The 21171-nt window shown below is 62.1% G+C and carries 23 protein-coding genes and 2 pseudogenes; 16 read left to right on the top strand and 9 right to left on the bottom strand.

Annotated features, from left to right (window positions below; genetic code table 11):
* From BI344_RS23955 to BI344_RS24875, 3 genes and pseudogenes are all read left to right on the top strand, one after another.
* Positions 1–685: pseudogene (locus BI344_RS23955) on the top strand (TonB-dependent receptor); the annotation flags it as partial.
* Entirely contained in the window at positions 595–906 is a 312-nt protein-coding gene (locus BI344_RS26165; RefSeq protein WP_420912611.1) for a hypothetical protein, read from the top strand. The pseudogene BI344_RS23955 and the gene BI344_RS26165, both read left to right, overlap by 91 nt.
* 216 nt (positions 907–1122) lie before the next feature.
* Complete coding sequence (locus BI344_RS24875; protein WP_206600388.1) at positions 1123–1371, top strand: hypothetical protein; 249 nt, start codon at positions 1123–1125, stop codon at positions 1369–1371.
* Positions 1372–1946: 575 nt separating this feature from the next.
* Here BI344_RS24875 and BI344_RS25310 read toward each other — a convergent pair.
* The gene (locus BI344_RS25310; protein ID WP_241499341.1) at positions 1947–2093 is read right to left on the bottom strand and encodes a hypothetical protein; all 147 of its coding nucleotides are present in this window, start codon (positions 2091–2093) and stop codon (positions 1947–1949) included.
* Between the two features lie 63 nt (positions 2094–2156).
* On the opposite strand from BI344_RS25310, the gene BI344_RS25305 reads away from it, so the two are divergent.
* From BI344_RS25305 to BI344_RS12650, 7 genes are all read left to right on the top strand, one after another.
* Positions 2157–2351 (top strand): hypothetical protein, encoded by a 195-nt coding sequence (locus tag BI344_RS25305; RefSeq protein ID WP_241499340.1) that lies wholly within the window; start codon positions 2157–2159, stop codon positions 2349–2351.
* Between the two features lie 36 nt (positions 2352–2387).
* Entirely contained in the window at positions 2388–3131 is a 744-nt protein-coding gene (locus tag BI344_RS12670; RefSeq protein WP_071112309.1) for a MotA/TolQ/ExbB proton channel family protein, read from the top strand.
* A 6-nt stretch (positions 3132–3137) separates the two neighbouring features.
* Positions 3138–3422, top strand: coding sequence for an ExbD/TolR family protein (locus tag BI344_RS25830; protein ID WP_277620451.1), 285 nt, complete (start codon positions 3138–3140; stop codon positions 3420–3422).
* Positions 3419–3571, top strand: coding sequence for an ExbD/TolR family protein (locus BI344_RS25825; RefSeq protein ID WP_277620450.1), 153 nt, complete (start codon positions 3419–3421; stop codon positions 3569–3571). The genes BI344_RS25830 and BI344_RS25825 overlap by 4 nt, the downstream gene beginning before the upstream one ends.
* Positions 3572–3581: 10 nt before the next feature.
* Entirely contained in the window at positions 3582–4004 is a 423-nt protein-coding gene (locus BI344_RS12660) for an ExbD/TolR family protein (protein ID WP_071113299.1), read from the top strand.
* Positions 4005–4077: 73 nt separating this feature from the next.
* Positions 4078–6081: a M13 family metallopeptidase gene (locus BI344_RS12655; protein ID WP_071113302.1), complete on the top strand. Its 2004-nt coding sequence runs from the start codon at positions 4078–4080 to the stop codon at positions 6079–6081.
* A 123-nt stretch (positions 6082–6204) separates the two neighbouring features.
* The gene (locus BI344_RS12650; protein ID WP_241499339.1) at positions 6205–7026 is read left to right on the top strand and encodes an endonuclease; all 822 of its coding nucleotides are present in this window, start codon (positions 6205–6207) and stop codon (positions 7024–7026) included.
* Between the two features lie 68 nt (positions 7027–7094).
* On the opposite strand, the gene BI344_RS12645 is transcribed toward BI344_RS12650, so the two are convergent.
* The 3 genes and pseudogenes from BI344_RS12645 to dinG form a co-directional block, all read right to left on the bottom strand.
* Positions 7095–8261 carry a porin gene (locus BI344_RS12645; protein ID WP_071113298.1) on the bottom strand — a complete coding sequence of 389 codons (1167 nt, stop codon included), beginning with the start codon at positions 8259–8261 and terminating at the stop codon, positions 7095–7097.
* A 173-nt stretch (positions 8262–8434) separates the two neighbouring features.
* A complete protein-coding gene (locus BI344_RS12640) occupies positions 8435–8749 on the bottom strand; it encodes a DUF3579 domain-containing protein (protein ID WP_071113297.1) in 315 nt (104 codons plus the stop codon).
* 117 nt (positions 8750–8866) lie between these two features.
* A pseudogene (gene dinG / locus BI344_RS12635) lies at positions 8867–10989 on the bottom strand (ATP-dependent DNA helicase DinG).
* A gap of 160 nt (positions 10990–11149) precedes the next feature.
* Between dinG and BI344_RS12630 the strand changes: the two are divergent.
* From BI344_RS12630 to BI344_RS12610, 5 genes are all read left to right on the top strand, one after another.
* Complete coding sequence (locus BI344_RS12630) at positions 11150–13108, top strand: aminotransferase class I/II-fold pyridoxal phosphate-dependent enzyme (RefSeq protein WP_071113296.1); 1959 nt, start codon at positions 11150–11152, stop codon at positions 13106–13108.
* Between the two features lie 193 nt (positions 13109–13301).
* Positions 13302–14225 carry an ornithine carbamoyltransferase gene (gene argF, locus BI344_RS12625; protein ID WP_071113295.1) on the top strand — a complete coding sequence of 308 codons (924 nt, stop codon included), beginning with the start codon at positions 13302–13304 and terminating at the stop codon, positions 14223–14225.
* A gap of 48 nt (positions 14226–14273) precedes the next feature.
* Positions 14274–15500, top strand: coding sequence for an argininosuccinate synthase (locus BI344_RS12620; protein ID WP_071113294.1), 1227 nt, complete (start codon positions 14274–14276; stop codon positions 15498–15500).
* An 80-nt stretch (positions 15501–15580) separates the two neighbouring features.
* Positions 15581–16489 (top strand): DMT family transporter, encoded by a 909-nt coding sequence (locus BI344_RS12615; protein WP_071113293.1) that lies wholly within the window; start codon positions 15581–15583, stop codon positions 16487–16489.
* Between the two features lie 4 nt (positions 16490–16493).
* Positions 16494–16697, top strand: coding sequence for a DUF2788 domain-containing protein (locus tag BI344_RS12610; protein ID WP_071113292.1), 204 nt, complete (start codon positions 16494–16496; stop codon positions 16695–16697).
* A 60-nt stretch (positions 16698–16757) separates the two neighbouring features.
* Here the strand turns inward: BI344_RS12610 and BI344_RS12605 are convergent, their stop codons facing one another.
* The 5 genes from BI344_RS12605 to BI344_RS12585 all read right to left on the bottom strand — a co-directional run bounded on the left by BI344_RS12605 (position 16758) and on the right by BI344_RS12585 (position 20966).
* A complete protein-coding gene (locus BI344_RS12605) occupies positions 16758–17282 on the bottom strand; it encodes a DUF1993 domain-containing protein (RefSeq protein WP_071113291.1) in 525 nt (174 codons plus the stop codon).
* Positions 17283–17332: 50 nt separating this feature from the next.
* Positions 17333–18721: an alkaline phosphatase family protein gene (locus tag BI344_RS12600; protein ID WP_071113290.1), complete on the bottom strand. Its 1389-nt coding sequence runs from the start codon at positions 18719–18721 to the stop codon at positions 17333–17335.
* Positions 18718–20022 (bottom strand): class I SAM-dependent methyltransferase, encoded by a 1305-nt coding sequence (locus tag BI344_RS12595; RefSeq protein ID WP_071113289.1) that lies wholly within the window; start codon positions 20020–20022, stop codon positions 18718–18720. The genes BI344_RS12600 and BI344_RS12595 overlap by 4 nt, the downstream gene beginning before the upstream one ends.
* Complete coding sequence (locus BI344_RS12590; RefSeq protein WP_071113288.1) at positions 20015–20218, bottom strand: hypothetical protein; 204 nt, start codon at positions 20216–20218, stop codon at positions 20015–20017. Before BI344_RS12590 ends, BI344_RS12595 begins: the two co-directional genes overlap by 8 nt.
* Positions 20219–20330: 112 nt before the next feature.
* Positions 20331–20966 (bottom strand): LysE family translocator, encoded by a 636-nt coding sequence (locus BI344_RS12585; protein ID WP_071113287.1) that lies wholly within the window; start codon positions 20964–20966, stop codon positions 20331–20333.
* A gap of 126 nt (positions 20967–21092) precedes the next feature.
* Between BI344_RS12585 and BI344_RS25980 the strand changes: the two genes are divergently transcribed.
* A partial coding sequence (locus tag BI344_RS25980) for a nucleotide-binding YajQ family protein (protein WP_139166996.1) occupies positions 21093–21171 on the top strand: 79 nt, incomplete at its 3' end.

The following is a 21171-nucleotide window of genomic DNA, read 5'->3' as shown; positions in this document are numbered from 1 at the left end:
GGTGGTCTTGAACGCGCGTTCGGTTCCGCTGGGGCCGCGCACCACCAAGAGCACGTCCGACACGCAGCGGGTCGCGTTCAATGCCGAGGGCTTGCTGGGCGGTTGGGATTACGGACTGGAGCCATCTACTCGGAAACAAGACCACTATCAATTACCAAAGCGGTACGCCAATGAAACCTTATACGCAATGCGTTCAAGAATGGCATATCAATCCGTTTGGCCCTTCCGATCCCGGCGCGTGGACAGTGTGAAGCTGTCCGGCGATGGCTGGATCGCCAAGTACACGACCGCTCTGGCGGACTTCAAGGCCAGCAAGGAGATCATCGCCTTGCCGGCCGGCATGCTGGCAACCGCGATCGGCGCCGAGGTGCGCCATGAAAAGCTGGACAGCCAGATCCAGGCCGTGGCGAGGAACGCAATCGGCTTGGCATCGCCACTCCCAGTCACTTCGGGTCAGCGCAATGTTTCGGCATTGTATGCCGAGGCTGAAATTCCTGTGTTGAAGGGCTTGGATTTCCAGGTGGCGACTCGTTTCGACCATTACAACGATTTTGGCAATTCTTCAATCCCAAAGTCGCCTTCAAGTACCAGCCGGTGGAGAACGTGTTGTTCCGCGGCTCTGCCAGCAAGGGCTTTCGTGCGCCTTCGCTCTACGACGTATTCATGCCGGACTCCCAAACTATAGCGCCGACAAGTTCAACGATCCAGTGCGCTGCCCAGGCGGGGTTCCGGCAAATGGCGGCAACAAACCCAAGATTGCAATCAGCAATTCATGGTGCTGCAGGCGGTAGCCGAAGCTTGGCAGCGGAAAAAGCCTCCTCGCTGACATTTGGCTTGGTGATCGAGCCGGTGAAGTCGGTGACGCCAGCGCCGATTTCTGGTGGACCATGGTGCAAAACAGCATAGGCACACTGGATCCCGGAGCCATTTTCGCGAATCCAAGCAAGTATGCCGACCGTTTTGTGCGTAATCCGGATGGTTCCCTGGATTATGTCAAGACGCCGACCGAGAATTTGGGGAACCTGAGTGCCGCCGGCGTGGATGTCAGTCTGGCGTTCCGCTTGCCCAGAAATCTCTTGGCGACTTCGGCATCAATCTGGATGGACCTACACCTCCAAATACGTGCAGCAGTTGGAGAACGGCGGCGCCTATTTCAGCCCCCTGGGTGGTTGGTATCAGAACATCATGCTGCCGACATTGCGTTGGAAGCATAGTCTGGCATTCAATTGGTCCAGAGGGTCGTGGGGGGGCACGCTGGTGCAGAACTATTCCTCCGGGTATACCGACATGAATCCGAATGATGAAAATCACAGCGTTCGTTCCTATTCCAACTGGAACCTGTCGGCAGCTATGTCTGGAAGAAGAGGCTGACGTTGACTGCCGGGGTGAAAAACCTGTTCGATCAGCAGCCGCCGTTCAGCAACCAGACCAAGTCGTTCCAGTACGGGTTTGACCCGGTGCTGACGATCCGGTGGGCCGCGCCTTCTTTATCAAGACATCCTACAAACTGTAGCCTATGCCTATTGTATTTAATCGATAGGTATAGCATTCTGTCATGGGTGCCGAGCCATAGCGGTAGGTAACAAGTGGATGCGGCTCCACCGCATCTTGATGTGTAATCCGTCGGCGGGCATGGCCAGTTCGGCTCATGAGGACGAAGCGGCCGGCTCGCCGGTTTTGAAGGAATGGGTAAACCATATGACGAGTATCACAGCTAAAGGAGTGGGAGGACCTCCGCCCGGCGACGATTCGCCGGCTTGGCGGGGGTGATCATATTCCATGCCGTGCTGATCTACGCGCTGGTGACCGGACTGGCGCAGGGCGTGGTCAAGGTGATCAGCAGAAGGTGGAAGTGGCGGTGATCAGCGAACCGCCGCCGCCGCCCCTCCGCCGCCGCCGAAGATCGAGAAAGTGGTGCAGCCGACAGCGGCGCCGAAACCGCAGGCTTACGTGCCGCCGGTGGTGAATCCGCCGCCGGTGGTGCAGTCGGCGAACGCGATCCAGTCGGTGACGTCGGATCCGAAGCCGCAACCGGCGCCGACGCCGGCGCCCGCGGTGGAAGCGCCGAAGGGTCCGATCTCGGCGAAGGCCAACTGCAGCCATCTGGAAGCGCCGGAATACCGAGCAAGGCCCAGGAAGACGAAGTCCAGGGCGTGGTGACGGTGGTGTTCGGCGTCGGCGCGGACGGCAAGTTCAGCGGCATCAGCAATATTGGTTTCGACGGCGGCATTCCGCCGCGCTACCGCAGCAGCTTCAAGTCGGCGATCACCGCCGCATTGCAAGGCTACACCTGCCAGGCCAATTCCCAGCTGAAACAGGAATTTGGTTTCAAACTCGACTCTGGCTCCTAAGACCAGGGCATCTCAAGACACAAAGGAGTAAATACCATGGCTAAAATCACTCGCGCTCTGCTGGGCAAGGTACTGACTGCGGCTGCGGCATTGACCGCGCTGCCGGCGCTGGCGGCGGAAACCGTCACCGACAACCCGTACGGCATCGACGCGCTGTGGTCGCAAGGCGACTTCGTCGCGCGCGGCACCCTGATCATTCTGCTGATTATGTCCGCCTCCACCTGGTATGTGGGCATCGTCAAGCTGCTGGAACAACGTCGCCTGATCAAGCAGGGACACGAACTGCTGGGCCACCACGGCGTGGACCTGCAAAAAGCGGCCAGCGAACTGGCCGACGAAGGCATGTACAGCGCGGTGGCGCAGGCCGGCATCGAAGCCGCCGGCGAACACAAGGGCGAGCTGTCCAATCGCGTGGATCTGAACACCTGGGTGTCGATGGCGATCTCCGACGCGGTGGATTCGGCCAGTCACCATATGCAGAACGGCCTGTCGGTGATCGCCACCGTGGGTTCGACGGCGCCGTTCGTCGGCCTGTTCGGCACGGTATGGGGCATCTACCACGCGCTGGTGAAGATCGGCACCTCGGGCCAGGCCTCGATCGATAAAGTGGCGGGTCCGGTGGGCGAAGCGCTGATCATGACCGCGATCGGTCTGGCGGTGGCGGTGCCGGCGGTGCTGGGATACAACTGGCTGGTGCGCCGCAACAAGCTAGTGCTGGACAACGTGCGCGTGGTCTCCGGACGTCTGCACGCCAGCCTGCTGAACAACCCGACCCGGTAAATCGCCATGGCCCGTTACAAACGCTTTGGCCACGGCAGGGCGGAAGAGGATCAAGTGCTGTCGGCGATCAACACCACGCCATTGGTGGATGTGATGCTGGTGCTGTTGATCATCTTCCTGATCACCGTGCCGGTGGTGACGCAGACGGTGAAGATGACGCTGCCGAAAGAGCAGAACATTCCGACGCAGACCAAGCCGGAAAACATCGTGCTGGGAGTGGACACCCACAACACGATTTACTGGAACACGCTGCCGATGAAGAGCAGGAAGAACTGCTGGCGCGGCTGGTGAAGGAAGCGAAGAAGACCCCGCAACCGGAAGTGCACATTCGAGGCGACGCGGAGGCGAAGTATGCGCCGATCGGCCGGATCGTGCTGGCGGTGCAGCAGGCGGGTATCGTGAAGATCGCGTTCATCACCGAGCCGCCGGCGCGGAACTAGGAGAATAGAGATGGCGATGAATGTGGGTTCGTCGGGCGAAGACGACCTGATGATGGAAATCAACACCACGCCGCTGATAGACGTGATGTTGGTGATGCTGATCATGCTGATCATCACGATACCGATCCAGACGCACGCGGTGAAGCTGGACATGCCGGTGAACACGCCGTCGAAGCCGTTGGAGAAGCCGGTGGTGGTGCAGATCGACATAGCGCCGGACAACGCGGTGATGTGGAACGGCGAGAGGTTGGCGGGTCGGGATCAGCTGGAGGCGAAGCTGTCGGCGGCGGGCAAGGCGGTGCCGCAGCCGGAGTTGCACATCAAGCCGAACAAGGACGCGAGTTATGCGCCGGTGGCGATGGTGTTGGCGGAGTCGCAGCGTCTGGGATTGACGAAGCTGGGCATCGTCGGGTCGGAACAGTTCGTCAAGTAAACCATAGCATGACCGTGTGGAAAGGCAGCCTCTGGCTGCCTTTCTTTTCATGATGGACAAGGGAGTGCAGAGAATGAAATTGAAGCTTATGGTGTTTGCCTTGGCTTTGGCCGGGCAGGCATGGGCGCATGATCTTTCCGGTATCGATACTCAGAATTTTAATCGCGATGTGCGTCCTCAAGACGATATTTATCTGGCAGTGAACGGCAAATGGTTGGATACGCATGAGATTCCCGCGGCGGAGTCCTGGGAAGGCGCCTTCAAGGAGCTGCGTGATCTGAGCGAAGCGCGCAGCCGCAGCCTGATAGAGGACGCTTCGGCCAAGGCAGGGACAGGAGGAAATCAACAGCGCATCGGCGCAATCTACTCCAGCTTCATGGATGAAGCCGCGGCGGAGAAGAAGGCTTTGCAGCCGATAGAGCCGGACTTGCAGGCGATTACCCTGTTGTCAGGGCGCAATGAGCTGCTGCGTTTGCTGGGCGCCTGGCAGGCGGGGAACGTTCGTCTGCCGCTGGCGTTTGAAGTTGGGATCGATGCCAAGGATGCCAAGTCTTATCTGCCGGAGCTGTACCAGAGCGGCTTGCTGATGCCGGACCGCGACTATTATCTGGGCAAGGATCCGCGCTTCGCCAAAGCCCGCGCGGCCTATCTCCATTATCTGCAGCAGTTGTTCAGGCAGGCGGGCTATGCGCAGCCTGAAAAGCGCGCTGGCCGGGTGCTGGCGCTGGAAACCAAGCTGGCGCAACTGCAGCGCAGCAGGGTGGAAAACCGAGATCCGCAAAAGAGCTACAACAAGATGACGGTTGCCCAGTTGGAGAAGCTGGCGCCAAAACTCGATTGGCATGGTTTCTTCAGCGCCGCCGGCGTGCCTGATCTGGCGGTGGTGAATGTCAGCCAGCCGGAGTTTGTCAGCGCCCTGGCCCAGCTGTTGCGCAAGGAGCCGCTGTTGAACTGGCAGGACTACCTTGTCGTTCACACTCTGGATGGCTATGCGCCGTATCTGAATCAGGCCATGGTGGATGCGCGTTTCGACTTTTACGGCAAGGCCCTGTCCGGCACGCTGGAGCAGCGCCCACGCTGGAAACGCGGTGTGCAGCTGGTGGAGTCATCCCTGGGCGAGGCGGTGGGCGAGCAGTACGTTGCCAAGTATTTCCCGGCGGAGAACAAGCAGAAGATGCATGAGCTGGTGGGCAACCTGATGAAGGCCTACCGGCAGAGCATCGAGGGCTTGAGCTGGATGAGTCCGGCGACCAAGCAGGCGGCTCAGGTCAAGCTGTCGAAATACATGCTTAAGATCGCCTATCCCGATCATTGGCGCGATTATTCCGGCCTGGAGTTGAAGGCGGACGATCTGGTCGGCAACGTCAAGCGCGCCAATCGCTTTGAATACCAGTGGCAGCTGTCGCACCTGGGCAAGCCGGTGGATAGGACGGAATGGGGCATGACGCCGCAGACCGTCAACGCCTATTACAACCCCAGCCAGAACGAGATTGTTTTTCCGGCCGCGATCCTGCAGCCGCCGTTCTTCAATGCCCAGGCGGATGATGCAGCCAATTATGGCGGCATCGGCGCGGTGATCGGGCATGAGATCAGCCATGGTTTTGACGATCAGGGCAGCCAATACGATGCGGACGGCAATCTGCGCGATTGGTGGACGGCGGAGGACAAGGCCCGCTTCCATGAGTTGACCAGCAAGCTGGTGGCGCAGTACGAGGCGTATGAGCCGCTGCCGGGCAAGCACATCAACGGCAAGCTGACGCTGGGCGAGAACATTGCTGACAATGTGGGCCTGCAGATCGCTTACAAGGCATACCAGTTGTCGCTGGATGGCAAGCCGGCCCAGGCGATAGATGGCATGAGCGGCGATCAGCGCTTCTTTTATGGCTTTGCTCAGGTGTGGCGCGGCAAGACGCGGGACGAGGCCTTGTTGTCGCGTCTGGTCTCGGACCCGCACTCGCCCGAAGCATTCCGCGCGATCGGCGCGACTTCCAACAGCGACGCGTTCCAAAAGGCTTTTGACGTGAAGCCGGGGGACAAGATGTTCAAGCCGGAGGACCAACGCATCCATATCTGGTAAGTCCATTGTCCGTGTGCCCCCTCAGCCTGCGCCGTTAAGGCGCGGGCTGTTTGATATTGGACAATAATATTGCTGTAATTGGTTCGAGTGCTTACACTTCGGGCCATGCGTATATCTGTTTTGATGATTTTCAGCGTTCTGCTGGCCGCTTGCGATTCGCGGCAAGTGGAGCAGGTGGCGAAATCCGCTGAGGTGCGGCAGTTGGCGGCTCTGGGGGAGGCGCTGCTGTCCGGAGGAGGCTCGGACGTTCGGTCCGGGGAGGCGCCGGTCAAGGCGGCCTCGCTGGTCAGCGGAGGCAAGGCGGTTGGCCACCGCGATTTCCCGGCGGCCAAGCGTATTCTGCCCAAAGTGTATTCCGGGATGGAAGTCGATTTCTATTGCGGCTGCCGCTATCAGGGCAAGGCGGTGGATTGGCAGTCGTGCGGCTATCAGCCGCGAAAATCCGAAAGCCGGGCCAGCCGCATCGAGTGGGAGCATGTGGTGCCGGCCTGGGTGCTGGGCCATCAGCGCCAATGCTGGCAGCAGGGCGGGCGCAAGGCCTGCGGCGACGGCGATCCATTGTTCCGGATGGCGGAGGGCGATTTGAATAATCTGGTGCCGGCGGTGGGGGAGGTGAATGGCGACCGTGCCAACTTCGCCTACGGCGCTTGGGAAATCCATCCGCGGCCTATCTACGGCCAGTGCCGGTCTCTGGTGGATTTCAAGCTGAAGCGCTTCCAGCCGCGGGAAGAGGTGCGCGGCGCGGCGGCGCGCATCACCTTGTACATGCACCAGCGCTACGGCTTGCAGATGAGCCGGCAGGACAAGCAGCTAATGTGCGCCTGGGCCAGGCAATATCCGGTGGATGAATGGGAACGCCAGCGCAACAAGCGGATCATCCAGTGGCAGGGGGAGGGCAATTTCCTGGTGTCGCAGCCGGATGACTTGCCGCTGGTTTGTGGCTGATCGTGCAGATAAAGAAAAACGCCACGGCTTGCCGTGGCGTTTTTTCGTTACTATCGTGTGCAGTTGGCTTAGAAGGATACCTTCATGCCGATGCCGAAGGCTTGCGGATCGTCGCCGCCAGCCAGCGATGCGTTTAGTAGACCCTGATTGTTAGAGTAGATCGGGTTGTTGGCGAAGTTCGCAGTTGCTTTGGCGTTGTTGGTAATCTTGGTGAAGTAGGCCAACAGCTGAGTGGACTTGGACAGGTTGTAGTAGCCGCCCAGAGCCCATTGCTTGGCCTTGAAGTCGTCGCCGTTCACGCCGGCACCGACATTCTTCAGCGTGCCCAGCTCGCCGTAGGACAGCTTGATCGAAGCGGGGCCAATGTCTTGGCCCAGGGCGATCAGCCAGTCATTCTGTTTAAGCTGGCCGCCGCCGACTTGGTCAAAGGTGCCCCATTCATAGTTGCCGCCGATGAAGGTGCCAAAGTCGAACTTGTAGCTGGCTGCGATGCTGTAGAAGGCAATATTTTTGCCGGAGGAGAGAGTCGCAGTGTTGGTGTTGGCGGCTACACCTTTGTCGTACTGTTTATCCCAGGCTGTTGCCAGATTCAGGCTGCCCCAGTTGTAACCTAAGCCAAGAGAAATGCGCTTGGCATCAGTGCTGTTGCCGCTGCCATCGTTGCCACGGGCCTCATCCACACCCCAGGAGCCGCCCAGCGTGAAGCCTGCCCAGTTCGGAGAGAACCAGTGGATGGAGTTGGCCAGACGGGCTTCGCCGCGGCTGTTTACGGAGTTGGCGTTGAAGTTGTCGGCGGTGGTGTTCACGAAGACGTCGGTGCCCAGCGCATTGTTGCTGCTACCGGTGAACGTCTTGTAGGCGGAGTCGTTTTGGCCGACCAGGATCTTGCCGAAGTCAGCGTTGTCGATACCGACAAAGGTGTTGCGAGTGGCGAAACTCGCAGTCTGGCCCTTGTCGTTGGTGCCGCCATTTTCGAAGTTGCGCAGGCTGCTTTCCACTTGCCAGATCGCCTTGGTGCCGCCGCCCAGGTCTTCCCAGCCCTTGAAGCCGATGCGGGAGTTATGGTCTACGACGCGAGTGCGGGATGTGTACTCATTGGTTGCGGTGCCATTGCCGGTGGCCTTGGCGGATTCAATGCCGCCGCTGAGGAAGCCGTAGACGGTGACGTCGGCGTGCGCGGCTACCGGGAGGATGAACAGAGATGCAACCAGTGCTGCCAGATTCTTCTTTTGCATGAGGAAACTCCAAGTCAAGTCTGAGGTTCTGTGATGAAGCAGTGAAGTGGCCGTGTCTGCTTAACAAATTCCGCACGTCTGCTTCACAACTTTGTCTTAGTTTAACCACAGAATATGACGGGAGTGTTTCCAAACTGGCAAAAGGAGTGGTGGAAAAACGACGCCTGTTGCAATTATGCCGAAAACTTGTTCGGGTAAACCTCGTCTATCAGTGTCCGACAATCCACCACACGCAAGTCGTTGTCCTTGGCGAAATCCATCAGGAACTGAAATATCTGCGGGTGAATCTTTTCAAGCTTCTTGTCGACGGCCACGCAACGCACGCCTTCCAGCAGCATCGGGCGAACATAGGCATGGTAGGACAGACGCTGGCTGGTATCGAAGGAGGCCAGAATGCCGGCGAGGCGTTCGGCCCAGTCGCTGGGGCGGAAAGTCCGGCCCTCGGAGGTGAGGCCCTGGATCACTATTTCATATGGATTGCAGATCATGGCGGTGGAACCAGTGTGTGTGCTTTTGGTGTAGCCTGTTTTGTTGCAGCTGCTAAGGCGTTTTTTGTCGGCCGTCGATTTTTACTTATGCGAAAGTTTCGTGATCATACCTGAAAATCATATGCGCTTGAATGGCGGCAGCGAAGCCAGCAGTTTCTTGCCGTAACTTTGCTTGGTCAGGCGGTTGTCCAGAATGGTGACCCGGCCATAGTCGCGCTCGGTGCGGATCAGCCGTCCTACCGCCTGCACCAGTTTGATCGATGCTTCCGGCACGGTCAGCTCGATGAAGGGATTGCCGCCGCGTTTTTCTATCCAGCGCGACAGGGTTTTGCCGACCGGGTCGTCGGCATGGCGAACGGCAGCTTGGCGATGATCACATGCACGCAGCTTTCGCCGGGCAGGTCCAGTCCTTCCGAGAAGGAATCCAGGCCGAAGATCACGCTCGACTGCTGATCCTTCAGCCGTTGGTGATGGTTGTCCAGCAGCGTGCGTTTGGGAATTTCGCCCTGGATCAGCAGGCGTTCGCGCAGCGCCGCCGGCAGCCCCGCAGCCACTTCCTGCATCTGCTTGCGCGAGGAGAACAGCACCAGGGTGCCCACCGGCTGGGAGGGATCTATCAGCTTGGGCAGCCACTCTATGATTTCGCGGGTGTGGCCGCCGGGGTCTTTCGGGCTGGCCAGCAATGGCGGCAGGTAGAGTTCGCCCTGTTCGTCGAAATTGAACGGCGAATCCAGCGCCAGGCAGCTGACCTTGGGCAGCCATTTCAGGCCGGTTTGCGCCAGCAGCAGTTCGAAGTCGCCCAGAGAGCGCAGGGTGGCTGAGGTGAGCACCGCCCCGGCGGCGCGGCGCCACAGCGTGGCGGCCAGGCTGGCGGCGGCGCTGACTGGCGAGGCGGAGAACAGGTAGTCGCCCTTGCCTTCGGCGCGGCGGGTGATCCACTTGGCGATCGGCGGCGCGTTTTCCGCGGTTTCGGTATCGAACAAATCCCAAACCGCCATCAACTGTTCTGCGCGGCCGATCAGGAAGCCCAACTCGGTGGCGGTTTTGTCCAGGTCGCCGTCGCCGTTCTTGTCCTTGCGGGCGTCGGACAGCGCGTTGCCCATGTCGTCCAGCTGCTTGGACAGCGCGCGCGCGGAGCCGGCCATATTGGCGGCCGGGGTTTTGAGCCGCTCGGGCAGGATGCCATCCTCGATAAGCCAGGATGGCTCCAGATTGTCGCTGCTGGCCGCCAGCACATCTTCGCCTTCCAGCAGCCACAGCCATTCGGTCAGCGTTTCCACGCAGGCGGCGGCGGAGTCTATCGCCTGGCTGGCGAGCTCGGCCTTGCCGGTGTGCACTTCGGCGTGCACCACGACGGAACCCACCTTGTCGAGCCAACCTAGCGCCTGCACCAGCGAGTGTTCGGCGGCGAACTGGTTGATCGCCTTCTTGGCCAGGTGGTGTGCCTCGTCTATGCAGTAGAAGCTTTCTTCCGGCGCCGGCAGGATCACGCCGCCGCCCATGGACACGTCGGCCAGCATCAGGTCGTGGTTTGCCACCACCACGTCGACATTCTCCAGCGTGTCGCGGGCCAGGTAGAACGGACATTCGGCCCGGTTGGGGCAGGCGGTTTTCAGGCAGCCGTGGCGGTCGTTGGTGACGCGGGACCACAGGCCGTCTTCGATTATGGTGTCCCAGTTGTCGCGGTCGCCATCCCATTTTCGATAGTGAAACGCATCAGCCATCGCCGACAGGGCGTCCAGTTCGGCTTGTTCCGGCTTGTGATCCCACAGCGCCATCATCGGGTCGGGTTGCAGCAGGCTCTGCTGCGAGTGCTGGGCGGTGAGGCCATACAGCCGGTAAGGGCACAGGTAGCGGCCGCGGCCCTTGGCCAGCGCGAAGGTCAGCGGCAGGCCGCTGTTTTCCACCACGAAGGGCAGATCGCGGTTGACCAGTTGCTCCTGCAGCGCCACCGTGGCGCTGGTGACCACCAGCTTCTTGCCGCGCGCGCGGGCCATCACGCCGCCGGCCAGCAGGTAGGCCAGGCTTTTGCCGACGCCGGTGGGGCCTTCGATCACGGCTATGCTCTCGCCGCCGCGCTCCGGCCAATCGTCGCCGTCCTTCTCCAGGCTGCGGGCCAGGGTGTTGGCGATTTCCGCCAGCATGCGGCGCTGCGAGGCGCGCGGACGGAACCCCGGCAGGTTGTCGGAGAGGGTGCGGTAATGGTCGCGAATCGCGTCTTTTTCGGCATCGGTCAGCATGGCGCGATTGTATCGCATGCGGTCAATGTGCGTCTGCATAATGACGGCGACGGCAAGATGTGGATAGGATAGGCGGCAAAACAAAAAACACATGCAGTATGGCGCGTACGGCCAGGACAGACCAATAACAGTGCGCGGCAAAAACACAGGAGAGATCATCATGAAACCCGTCAGCCGCGTACTCGTGGTCAGCGATGATGTGACATGGCAAGCCGAAGTGCTGGCCGGACTGGGAGCCGCCGCCGTGCGGCTGGAGAATCCATTTGGCCTGACGTTCATCGCGGCCGCCACCAGCGCCGAGACGATGGACCTGATCGCCCGCGACGGCGAGATGCAGGTAGTGCTGGTGGATCGCAAGCTGAAGGGGGCGGGCGCCAGCCAGGCGGCGGCGCAACTGGCCAACCGCATCAGCGCCTTCCGGCCGGAGATTTCGCTTTACGTCTTTTTGCAGGACGACGACGAGCGGGCGCTGGTGGAGGAGCTGGCCAGCCACGCGGTGGACGGCTATTTCTACCGCGACGAGGCCGACTTCAACGGCTGGTTCCGCATCCTGGCGGCGGAGCTGGAGGAAAAGTCCGCCACGCCGTTCTACGACAAGCTCAAGCAATATGTGCGGATGGCCAAGGACTCCTGGCATACCCCGGGCCATTCCGGCGGCGATTCGCTGAAGGGCAGTCCGTGGGTGGGCGATTTCCACGATTTCGTCGGCGAGCACCTGCTGCGGGCTGACTTGTCGGTGTCGGTGCCGATGCTGGATTCGCTGCTGCATCCCACCGGCGTGATCGCCGAGGCGCAGATGCTGGCAGCCAAGGCCTTCGGCGCCAGGAAAACCTATTTCGCCACCAACGGCACCTCCACGTCCAACAAGGTGATTTTCCAGACCCTGCTGGCGCCGGGCGACAAATTGCTGCTGGACCGCAACTGTCACAAATCGGTGCACCACGGCGTGATCCTGTCCGGCGCCTTGCCGGTGTACCTGGATTCGTCGATCAACCGCCAGTACGGCATCTTCGGCCCGGTGCCCAAGACCACCATCTTCGCGGCGATAGACGCCAATCCGGACGCGCGGGTGCTGATCCTCACTTCCTGCACTTACGATGGCCTGCGCTACGATCTCAAGCCCATCATCGAGGCGGCGCACGAGAAAGGCATCAAGGTGATCGTCGACGAGGCCTGGTACGGCTTCGCGCGTTTCCATCCGGCCTTCCGCCCCACCGCGCTGGAGTCCGGCGCCGACTACGTCACCCAGAGCACCCACAAGATCCTGTCCGCCTTCTCGCAGGCCAGCATGATCCACGTCAACGACCCCGGCTTCGACTCGCACCTGTTCCGCGAAAACTTCAATATGCACGCCTCCACCAGCCCGCAGTACAGCCTGATCGCCAGCCTGGACGTGGCGCGCAAGCAGGCGGTGATGGAGGGCTACCGCCTGCTGGACCGCACGCTGAAGCTGGCGCAGGAGTTGCGCGAGAAGATCAACTCCACCGGCGCCTTCCGCGTGCTGGAGCTGGCCGACCTGCTGCCGGAAGAAGTGAGGGAGGACGGCATCCAGTTGGATCCCACCAAGCTGACGGTGGACTTCACCCGCTCCGGCTTCACCGCCGACGAGCTGCAGCAGGCCCTGTTTGAGCGCTACAACGTCCAGGTGGAGAAATCCACCTTCAGCACCATCACGCTGCTGCTCACCATAGGCACCACCCGCAGCAAGCTGTCGCGGCTGTACGACGCGATGTTGCGGTTGGCGAAAGAGAACCGCCCGCCGCGCGCGCTGGGACGGATGCCGGAGATTCCGCACTTCAGCCGGCTGGCCTGCCTGCCGCGCGACGCCTTCTACGAGGCGGGCGAACGGCTGCCACTCCTAGATGACGACGGCCGCCCCAACGCAGAGCTGCACGGCCGGGTGTGCTGCGACCAGATCGTGCCGTATCCGCCCGGCATTCCGGTGCTGGTGCCGGGGCAGGTGATAGACGACACCATACTGTCTTATCTGGCGCGGCTGCAAAAGACGCAAAAAACCATAGAAATGCATGGTTTGGCCGAGGATGGCGGGGAATTCTACGTGCGGGTGTTGCGTCAAGCGGAACTGGCGGAATTGCCCGGGCGCGGATTGTTCAATTGAATGCTTGTCAGGCAGGGTGATTTCCGATAAATATAACAAATGTCGCATTTCTGTAAATCATGACCATGTCTTTGCGGGGGTGCGATGTTTGTAAAGTGACTTGAGACCAGCGTGTAGTAATGTGCCGTTGCGCATGAAACCACCATCCGGTGTTGCACGCGCAGCGGCCTCTTTTTTTCCTGATTGGAGCATCATGAAGTCCGTAAGGCATTACCTGCAGTTCAGCGACCTGACTCCCGACGAGTACCACCACCTCTTCGAGCGCAGCAAGGTCCTGAAGCGACGACAAAGCGCCGGAGAGCTGTACCGGCCGTTGGTCGGCAAGGTGATGTCCATGGTGTTCGAAAAGCATTCCACCCGCACCCGCGCGTCGTTCGAGGCCGGCATGGCCCAGTTGGGTGGCCATGCGATGTTTCTGGACACCAAGAGCTCGCAGATCGGCCGCGGCGAGCCGGTCGAGGATACCGCGCGCGTATTGTCGCGGATGAGCGACATCATCATGATCCGCACCTTCGAGCAGCGGCAGGCGGAGCGGCTGGCGGCCAATTCGCGGGTGCCGGTGATCAACGGCCTGACCAACGAATACCACCCCTGTCAGGTGCTAGCCGACATTTTCACTTTCATCGAACGCAATGGCTCGATCAAGGGCAAGACCGTGGCCTGGGTGGGCGACGGCAACAATGTCTGCCGCACCTGGCTGCAGGCCGCCGGCGTGCTGGGCTTCAAGCTGAAGGTGGCGTCGCCGCTGGGGTATGAGCTGCAGGTGTTGGACGGCCGCCATTATGGCTCGGAACGCCTGGAGCTGACCCAGGACCCGGCGCGGGCGGTGAGTGGGGCGGACCTGGTCACCACCGACGTGTTCACCAGCATGGGATATGAGGCCGAGCAGGCGGCGCGGCGCGAGGCGTTTGCCGGCTACCAGGTGACGGCGGAGCTGATGCGGCACGCCAAGCCCGACGCCCTGTTCATGCACTGCCTGCCCGCCCACCGCGGCGAGGAGGTGGCCGCCGAGGTGATAGACGGTCCGCAGAGCGTGGTATGGGACGAGGCGGAAAACCGCATGCACGCGCAGAAGGCCCTGATCGAGTTTCTGTTGCTGGGGCATCGCGAGGACTGAGTCCTCGCCCGGCAATCGACAAGCAAACAATAGGTAGGAAGCAAAGCAATGTCTGACATCAAGAAAGTAGTACTGGCCTATTCCGGCGGTCTGGATACCTCCGTCATCCTCAAGTGGCTGCAGGATGTTTACCAATGCGAGGTGGTGACCTTCACCGCCGACATCGGCCAAGGCGAGGAGGTGGAGCCGGCGCGCCAGAAGGCGGTTTCGCTCGGCATCAAGCCGGAAAACATCTTCATCGAGGATCTGCGCGAGGAATTCGTCCGTGATTACGTGTTCCCGATGTTCCGCGCCAACACCGTCTACGAAGGCGAGTACCTGCTGGGCACCTCCATCGCCCGGCCGCTGATCTCCAGGCGCCAGATCGAGATCGCCAACCAGGTGGGGGCCGACGCGGTGTCGCACGGCGCCACCGGCAAGGGCAACGACCAGGTGCGGTTCGAGCTGGGCTATTACGCGCTCAAGCCCGATGTCAAAGTGATCGCGCCGTGGCGCGAGTGGGACCTGCTGTCGCGCGAGAAGCTGCTGGCCTACGCCGAAACCCACGGCATCGACATCAGCAAGAAGAAGAACGGCGGCAGCCCATATTCGATGGATGCCAACCTGCTGCACATCTCCTATGAGGGCACCTCGCTGGAAGATCCGGCGCGCGAGCCGGACGAAGACATGTGGTTGTGGAGCGTCAGCCCGGAGAGCGCGCCCGACCAGGCTGAATACGTGGAGCTGGAATACCGCAACGGCGACATCGTCGCCATCAACGGCGTGGCGCTGAGCCCGGCCGCGGTGCTGACCGAGCTGAACCGCCTGGGCAACAAGCACGGCATCGGCCGGCTGGACATCGTCGAAAACCGCTATGTCGGCATGAAGTCGCGCGGTTGCTACGAAACCCCGGGCGGCACCATCATGCTGAAGGCGCACCGCGCCATCGAATCCATCACGCTGGACCGCGAAGTGGCGCATCTGAAGGACGAACTGATGCCCAAGTACGCGCAGCTGATCTACACCGGCTACTGGTGGAGCCCGGAGCGGCAGATGCTGCAGCAACTGATCGACGCTTCCCAGGCCACCGTCAACGGCTGGGTGCGGCTGAAGCTGTACAAGGGCAATGTGGTGGTGGTCGGCCGCGAATCGAAAACCGACTCCTTGTTCGACCCCAATATCGCCACCTTCGACGAGGACGGCGGCGCTTACAACCACGCCGACGCGGCCGGCTTCATTCGCCTGAACGCCTTGCGGATGCGCATCGCCGCCAATGCGCGCAACAAGCGCGGCTGATACAATCCGGTTTTATACCTTCGGCATGACGGCCTCCAGGGAGGCCGTTTTTCATTGCCGGCCTGTTTCGGGAGCTTGCGATGCGCATCGCCGCCAGCCAGTGGATACCCTGGGTATTCGTATTGTTGTGGAGCACCGGTTTCACCGGCGCCAAGCTGGGCCTGCCGTATTGCGGGCCGTTCACCTTCCTGGCCATCCGCATGGGGTTGACCCTCTTGTGCTTCGCCGGTTTGATCGCCGCGATGCGGCCGGCCTGGCCGACGCTGGCGCAGGCGCGGCGGCAGTGGGTGAGCGGGGCCTTGCTGCACGGCGGCTATCTGGGCGGCCTGTTCGCCGCCATCAAGCTGGGCGTGCCGGCCGGGCTGGCGGCGCTGATCGTCGGCCTGCAGCCTTTGCTGACGGCCTTGCTGGCCTGGCGGCTGGGCGAGCGGCGCTTCGGCGCGGCGCAGTGGCTGGGCATGTTGCTGGGCTTGCTGGGCACCACGCTGGTGGTGCTGGGCAGCAAGGGGTTGGCGCTGAGCGGCAACCCCGGCATCATTTTTGTGGTGGCGGCCCTGCTGCTGATCACTATCGGCACCTTGTACCAGAAACGGCGAGGGCAGGGCGTGCACCCGATCACCGGCACTTTCCACCAGTATTTGTCGGCGCTGGCCATCACCGGCGCGCTGGCGCTATGCTTCGAACGCGGCCAGGCGGTGGTGTGGAGCGGACAGTTCGCGTTCGCGCTGGGCTGGAGCGTGCTGATGCTGTCGGTGCTGGCCATCCTGCTGCTGTTGCGCATGCTGCGGGAAGGCGATGTCGGTAAAGTGGCCAGCTATCTGTACCTGGTGCCGGGGCTCACGGCGCTGCAGGCCTGGTGGCTGTTCGACGAGCGCTTGAGCGCCTTGGCCTGCGGGGGTATCTTGTTGGCTGCGGCAGGGGTGGCGCTGGTGCTGAGCGGCGGCCGCATCCGTCTACCAAACAGCCTGGCCCCGGCCAGCAAGGATTGAGATCGTGTCCGAAGAGCAATTTGCCAATGTATCGCTGGTGGTCTGCCTGACCGGCCTGATCATTTTCATGGGCTTCATCATCTGGGACCTGGGCAAGAAGTCCAAGGCCGGCAAGACCGGGATGATCGTGTTGTTCCTGGTGCTGGGCTTCGGCGTGTCCGGCTTCGTGTTCAAGAACATCCTGGTGGAGTTTCTGCTCAGCAAGTAGCCTGCAAAAAGCCCCGGGGCCATGCCCGGGGCGTTTGTCGTTGATGCGGTCCGCCAAGCTTTATTCGGCGAGGGTGCCCGGCGCGCCGCCCAGGTAGTCGGGCTTGCCCAGCTCCACGCCGTTGTGGCGCAAGATGGCGTAGGCGGCCGTCAGATGGAAATAGAAGTTGGGCAGCGCGAAATTGCGCAGGTAGCCCAGCCCGCTGAATCGTATCTCTTCTCCCCGCAATTTCAGGACAACCGTCCGCGCTTCGCTGCCGTCCAGCTGTTCCGGCCGGATATTCGCGATGAAGTCCAGAGTCCTGGCGATGCGCGCCTGCAACTCGTCGAAGCTGCTCTCGTCGTCGGCGTAGCTGGGCACTTCGACGCCGGCGAGCCGGGCGGCGCAGCCCTTGGCCAGGTCGCAGGCGATTTGCGTCTGGCGCAGCAGCGGAAACATGTCCGGCGCCAGCCGGGCGTTGAGAAAGACTTCCGCCGCGATGCTCTTGGCCTCGGCGTGGGCGGCGGTCTTGCGCAGAATGGCCGCCAGGCTGTGCAGCCCGCGCTCGAGCGCCGGGATGGAGACCTGGTACAGGGTAAGGGACATGCGTTGCTCCTTATGGTTTGCCGGGGCGCGATGCGGCTCCCGCTTCCGGATTATGCCATCGGCGCGGCCGGGCCGGAGCGGCTTGAGGCGGCTGCGCCCTGCGCCCGCGGCGGCCCGTTTCCATGGAAGACGCCCACATTGGTGAGGGGCATGCGCGGCAGCGGCGGCAGGGACGGGCTGATCACGATGAAAGGCACCCGTTTCTTGTTGACCGGCAAGCCGGTGTGGCAGCCGGGACCCTGATACTCCCGGCCCGGCCCGCACCAGCCCTCGGTCCGCAGCGGATGGTCGGAAGTGAGGACGACGGAAAAGTCGTTGCCGAAGCGGGCGCGCATCCTGTCCAGCAGCAGCCCCAGCACCTGGCTGGCCTGGCCGACGCTTTTCAGATAATGGGCCTGCAGGTTTTCCTCGCTTTCCATGCTGGGGTGGGGCAGCGGCAGGTGCAGGTACAGCATGCCGCCCTCGCGCCAGAACGGCGCAGCGAAGGCCGCCGCCAGCAACTGTTGGAGCGCCTGGTCGCGCGATCCGACAGGCGGGCGGCAGTTGAGCAGCATGGAGGCGTAGGGCGGGCTGCACAGGAAGGTCCGCGCCAGCGGCGCATAGAACACGCCGGTAATCCTGCGGCAGTAGCGCAGGCCGCGGATGGCGCAGTAAGGGTGCCAGAAGCCCACGATGTCCAGGTCGGGGCGTCCGGCGTACAGTTGGTCGAAACTCAGCGAGCGGGTGGGCGAACACAGCCAGCGGGAGCCGCAGGGCACCACGTCGTCGAAGCGCTGGCCGGTGAGCATGGCCGGGATGGCGTTGACGGTGTCGGCGCCCGCGGCCGGAACGGTGGCGTCGGCCCAGCGCAGTTTTCTGCCGGCGGCGGTCTGCAACAGCGGCGCGATGAATTGCGGACCGGTCTCGTCGAACAGGATCACCAGGGTGTTGCGGCTGTTCGCGGCCTGGGCGTACGGGCTTTGCAGCGAGAAGACCGGGTAGCGGCCGGCCTGGTTGAGCGCCAGGAAAGCATAGGGGGTGACGGCGTAGAATGCCGCTCCCAATAGCACGCAGCTGGCCAGCCGCAGGCAGAGGCCCGGCGATAGCCTGGCCGCGGTCATCCAGCTAGCCGCGCAAAGCAGCGGGATGGCTGCCAGCTTGCCGAATATCGGCAAGGCGGGCAGCGCGGGCAGCAGGCTGCGGCCAGTCTTGTACAGCAGGTAGAGGGCGGTCAGCAACAGCAGGGCGCGCAGCAGCCGCTCGCCGCGCTCGCCCAGGATGGACGCCGCGGCGGCTATCAGCGCCACGGCCAAAAGCGGCGGCAGCAGATAGGCGGCGGTTGCGGCGGCGGAGTAGCCGCCATGGTATTGCGCGGAGGCATGCCATGCCGGCAGCCAGAAACCGCTCAGGCCGAGCGCGATGGCCAGGGCCTGGAGGAGAATGGCAAAGAGGCGGCTCATGATGGATTTTTTTCCAGGACCAGCAACTGGCGGCCGATGCCGGGCAGCGGCAATTCGTCCAGCAGGCGGAATTTCTCCAGGAAGGCGGCGCGTTGCAGCGTCAGCGGAAATTCGGACGGATGGCGCTTGCGCTGCTGGCACAGTTTCGCCACCAGCGGATCGTTTTCGTCGATCAGTTCCACGATCAGCCACTTTTGAGTGACGTCGGCGGCAAACTGCGCGATCTTGCGATAGGGTATGGACAATGAGATCGCCAGGTGATGGACCAACGCCAGCATCATGGCCAGCTTCGTCACCGCGGCCAGCCTGGGCGCCAGCCCGCTGAATTCGGCGCCGGCCCAGCCGCGGCCGGCATCCAGGTCGTCCAGGTCGGCCACCAGCGGATGCAGGCCGGCCTGGCCCTTGTTGGCCTGGTACAGCCTGTCTATGCAGTGGTGGTCGGCGTCCAGCGCGATGACCCGGGCGCCGGACTCCAGCGCCAGTCGCGAGTATTCGCCGGTGTTGCAGCCCAGGTCGGCCACCCAGGCGGGGTTCAGCCGGTTCAGCCATTGGCCGATGAAGGCGCGCTTGGCCTGGCGCGCCGCCGGCGGATAATGCGAATTGGCGGCGGCGTAGCCGGTCCAGTCGCTGCTGGCGGGGCGTTTCTCCGGCGCGGAGAGGAACCAGTCCAGCAGCTTGTACAAGTTGGCGTGATAGCCGGCGCGGCCCGCCAGGTCTTGTTGCCGGATGGCGCCGTCGTTTTTGCCGCCGGCCAAGGCCAGCGGCCAGAAGCGGGTGAGGAAGATGCCGGCGCCCATCAGCGCGCGGAAGCGGCGCACATCCAGTCCGTTGAGATGGAGCCGGAAGCTGGCGCTGACCGGAATGTCGCGGAAGCGGGCGACGCACAGCGGAAACACGAAATGCTGCAGATACTGGCCAAAGGCCCACCAGTGGCGGCTGTCTATGCGCTGGAACGACAGGTGGTCGCAGAATATCGGGTCGCAGCCCTTGAACAGCACGTTCCAGGCCGACGCGTCCTTCAGTTCCCATCCCGCCGGCAGCAGGTTGGTCGAAATGTCCAGCGTCAGCCGCGCGGCGTCGCGCAATTGCATGGCCGACCACTCGTGCGGATAGCTGACGAAAGGCAGGCGCTCGGCGACGATGTTGGAACTGCCGCAAAAATCGAAATCCAGCAGCATGCCTTTGCCGACCAGCTGTTGCGAGCCGGGGCCGCGCAGGTAGTGGCCGTTGTCCAGTGGCGCGTGCAGGGTTCTGACGACGGTGCGTTCCTCCAGTTCTAGATTGCCCTGGGGGTCACGCATGATCGTCGTCTTTCTTCCTGAAGACTTTTCTGAAGAGGTGTTTGAGGAAGGTGAACGGCGACTTGATGAAGACAAGCAGTCCGCCCAGCAGCGCCAGCCCGCCTTGCCAGGCGAACAGCGTGGAGCTGGGATCGACGTAGGCGAAGGCGGCGGGGCTGAGGGCAATAAGCGTCAAAAATGCAGCCAATATTCTCATCGTGATAATCCTATTGGTAATTTAAGACTTGCTGCTTGTTATTTATCCTAATCTTTTGGCGCGTTTCGAGGTGTATGCCAAAACAGAATTGTCATTAATTTGTATTTAGCCCTCAGCGCGCCAGAATCAAGCGCAGGCCCAGCGCGATGAAAATGGAGCCGGCCAGCCGGTCCAGCCATTGGCCGGCCTTGCGGCTTTTGGCCAGCCATTGGCCGACATGGCCGGAGAAGTAGCCCAGCGCGCCGAAAATCACGGCGCCCTGCAGCGTGAACAGCGTGCCGAGGATGGCGGTTTGCAGCCCGGCCGAGCCATGCGCCGGATTGACGAATTGCGGCAAAAAGGCCAGGAAGAACAGCACCACCTTGGGGTTGATGGCGTTGGCGATCAGGCCGCGGCGGAAGGTGGCGGCCAGCGAGCCTTGCGGCCCGGCGTCATTCGGGTCGGCGCGGAAGCTGGCGCCGGGGCTGCGGACGGCGCCCCAGCCGAGGTAGACCAGGTAGCCGCCGCCGGCCAGCTTGAGCGCGGTAAATGCCAGCGGAGAGGCGGCGATCAGCGCGCTGATGCCCAGCGCGGCCAGCAAGGTATGGTTGAGGCAGCCCAGCGCGCAGCCCAGGCCGAAAACCATGCCCTGGCGGCGGCCGCGCGAAATGCCCTGGCTGAGCACCATCAGATTGTCCGGGCCGGGGGAAAGCGTGATCAGCATGGCGGCGGCGAGAAAGGCGGCCAGTTGCGGCAGAGTGACTAGCATGCGATGTCCATAAGCGGTGATTGACTGCGTGGAATCACATCATGTCCGCCCGGCTTTGGCAATGGGCTGGTGACAAGCCGCCGGGGCGCTACTAGAATTCGGCTGATTATTAGCGAGGATAGTTTTATGCCGTCTTTTGATGTCGTTTCCGAAGTAGACAAAGTGGAAGTGCGCAATGCGTTGGATCAGGCCAACAAGGAAGTGG

Origin of the sequence: Chromobacterium sphagni, assembly GCF_001855555.1 — a bacterium.
GTDB lineage: Bacteria > Pseudomonadota > Gammaproteobacteria > Burkholderiales > Chromobacteriaceae > Chromobacterium > Chromobacterium sphagni.
The sequence above is the reverse complement of the archived record's forward strand: the minus strand, read 5'-3'. Positions and strand labels throughout refer to the sequence as shown.

Bases quoted from the DNA above. Each gene is read 5' to 3' on its own strand.
- BI344_RS12660 (WP_071113299.1), top strand. From the start codon at position 3,582: ATGGCGATGAATGTGGGTTCGTCGGGCGAAGACGACCTGATGATGGAA.
- BI344_RS12585 (WP_071113287.1), bottom strand. From the start codon at position 20,966: ATGCTAGTCACTCTGCCGCAACTGGCCGCCTTTCTCGCCGCCGCCATG.
- BI344_RS12640 (WP_071113297.1), bottom strand. From the start codon at position 8,749: ATGATCTGCAATCCATATGAAATAGTGATCCAGGGCCTCACCTCCGAG.
- BI344_RS12590 (WP_071113288.1), bottom strand. From the start codon at position 20,218: ATGAGAATATTGGCTGCATTTTTGACGCTTATTGCCCTCAGCCCCGCC.
- BI344_RS12650 (WP_241499339.1), top strand. From the start codon at position 6,205: ATGATTTTCAGCGTTCTGCTGGCCGCTTGCGATTCGCGGCAAGTGGAG.
- BI344_RS12670 (WP_071112309.1), top strand. From the start codon at position 2,388: ATGGCTAAAATCACTCGCGCTCTGCTGGGCAAGGTACTGACTGCGGCT.
- argF (WP_071113295.1), top strand. From the start codon at position 13,302: ATGAAGTCCGTAAGGCATTACCTGCAGTTCAGCGACCTGACTCCCGAC.
- BI344_RS12620 (WP_071113294.1), top strand. From the start codon at position 14,274: ATGTCTGACATCAAGAAAGTAGTACTGGCCTATTCCGGCGGTCTGGAT.
- BI344_RS12645 (WP_071113298.1), bottom strand. From the start codon at position 8,261: ATGCAAAAGAAGAATCTGGCAGCACTGGTTGCATCTCTGTTCATCCTC.
- BI344_RS12600 (WP_071113290.1), bottom strand. From the start codon at position 18,721: ATGAGCCGCCTCTTTGCCATTCTCCTCCAGGCCCTGGCCATCGCGCTC.
- BI344_RS12655 (WP_071113302.1), top strand. From the start codon at position 4,078: ATGAAATTGAAGCTTATGGTGTTTGCCTTGGCTTTGGCCGGGCAGGCA.
- BI344_RS12605 (WP_071113291.1), bottom strand. From the start codon at position 17,282: ATGTCCCTTACCCTGTACCAGGTCTCCATCCCGGCGCTCGAGCGCGGG.
- BI344_RS12595 (WP_071113289.1), bottom strand. From the start codon at position 20,022: ATGCGTGACCCCCAGGGCAATCTAGAACTGGAGGAACGCACCGTCGTC.
- BI344_RS25830 (WP_277620451.1), top strand. From the start codon at position 3,138: ATGGCCCGTTACAAACGCTTTGGCCACGGCAGGGCGGAAGAGGATCAA.
- BI344_RS12630 (WP_071113296.1), top strand. From the start codon at position 11,150: ATGAAACCCGTCAGCCGCGTACTCGTGGTCAGCGATGATGTGACATGG.
- BI344_RS12615 (WP_071113293.1), top strand. From the start codon at position 15,581: ATGCGCATCGCCGCCAGCCAGTGGATACCCTGGGTATTCGTATTGTTG.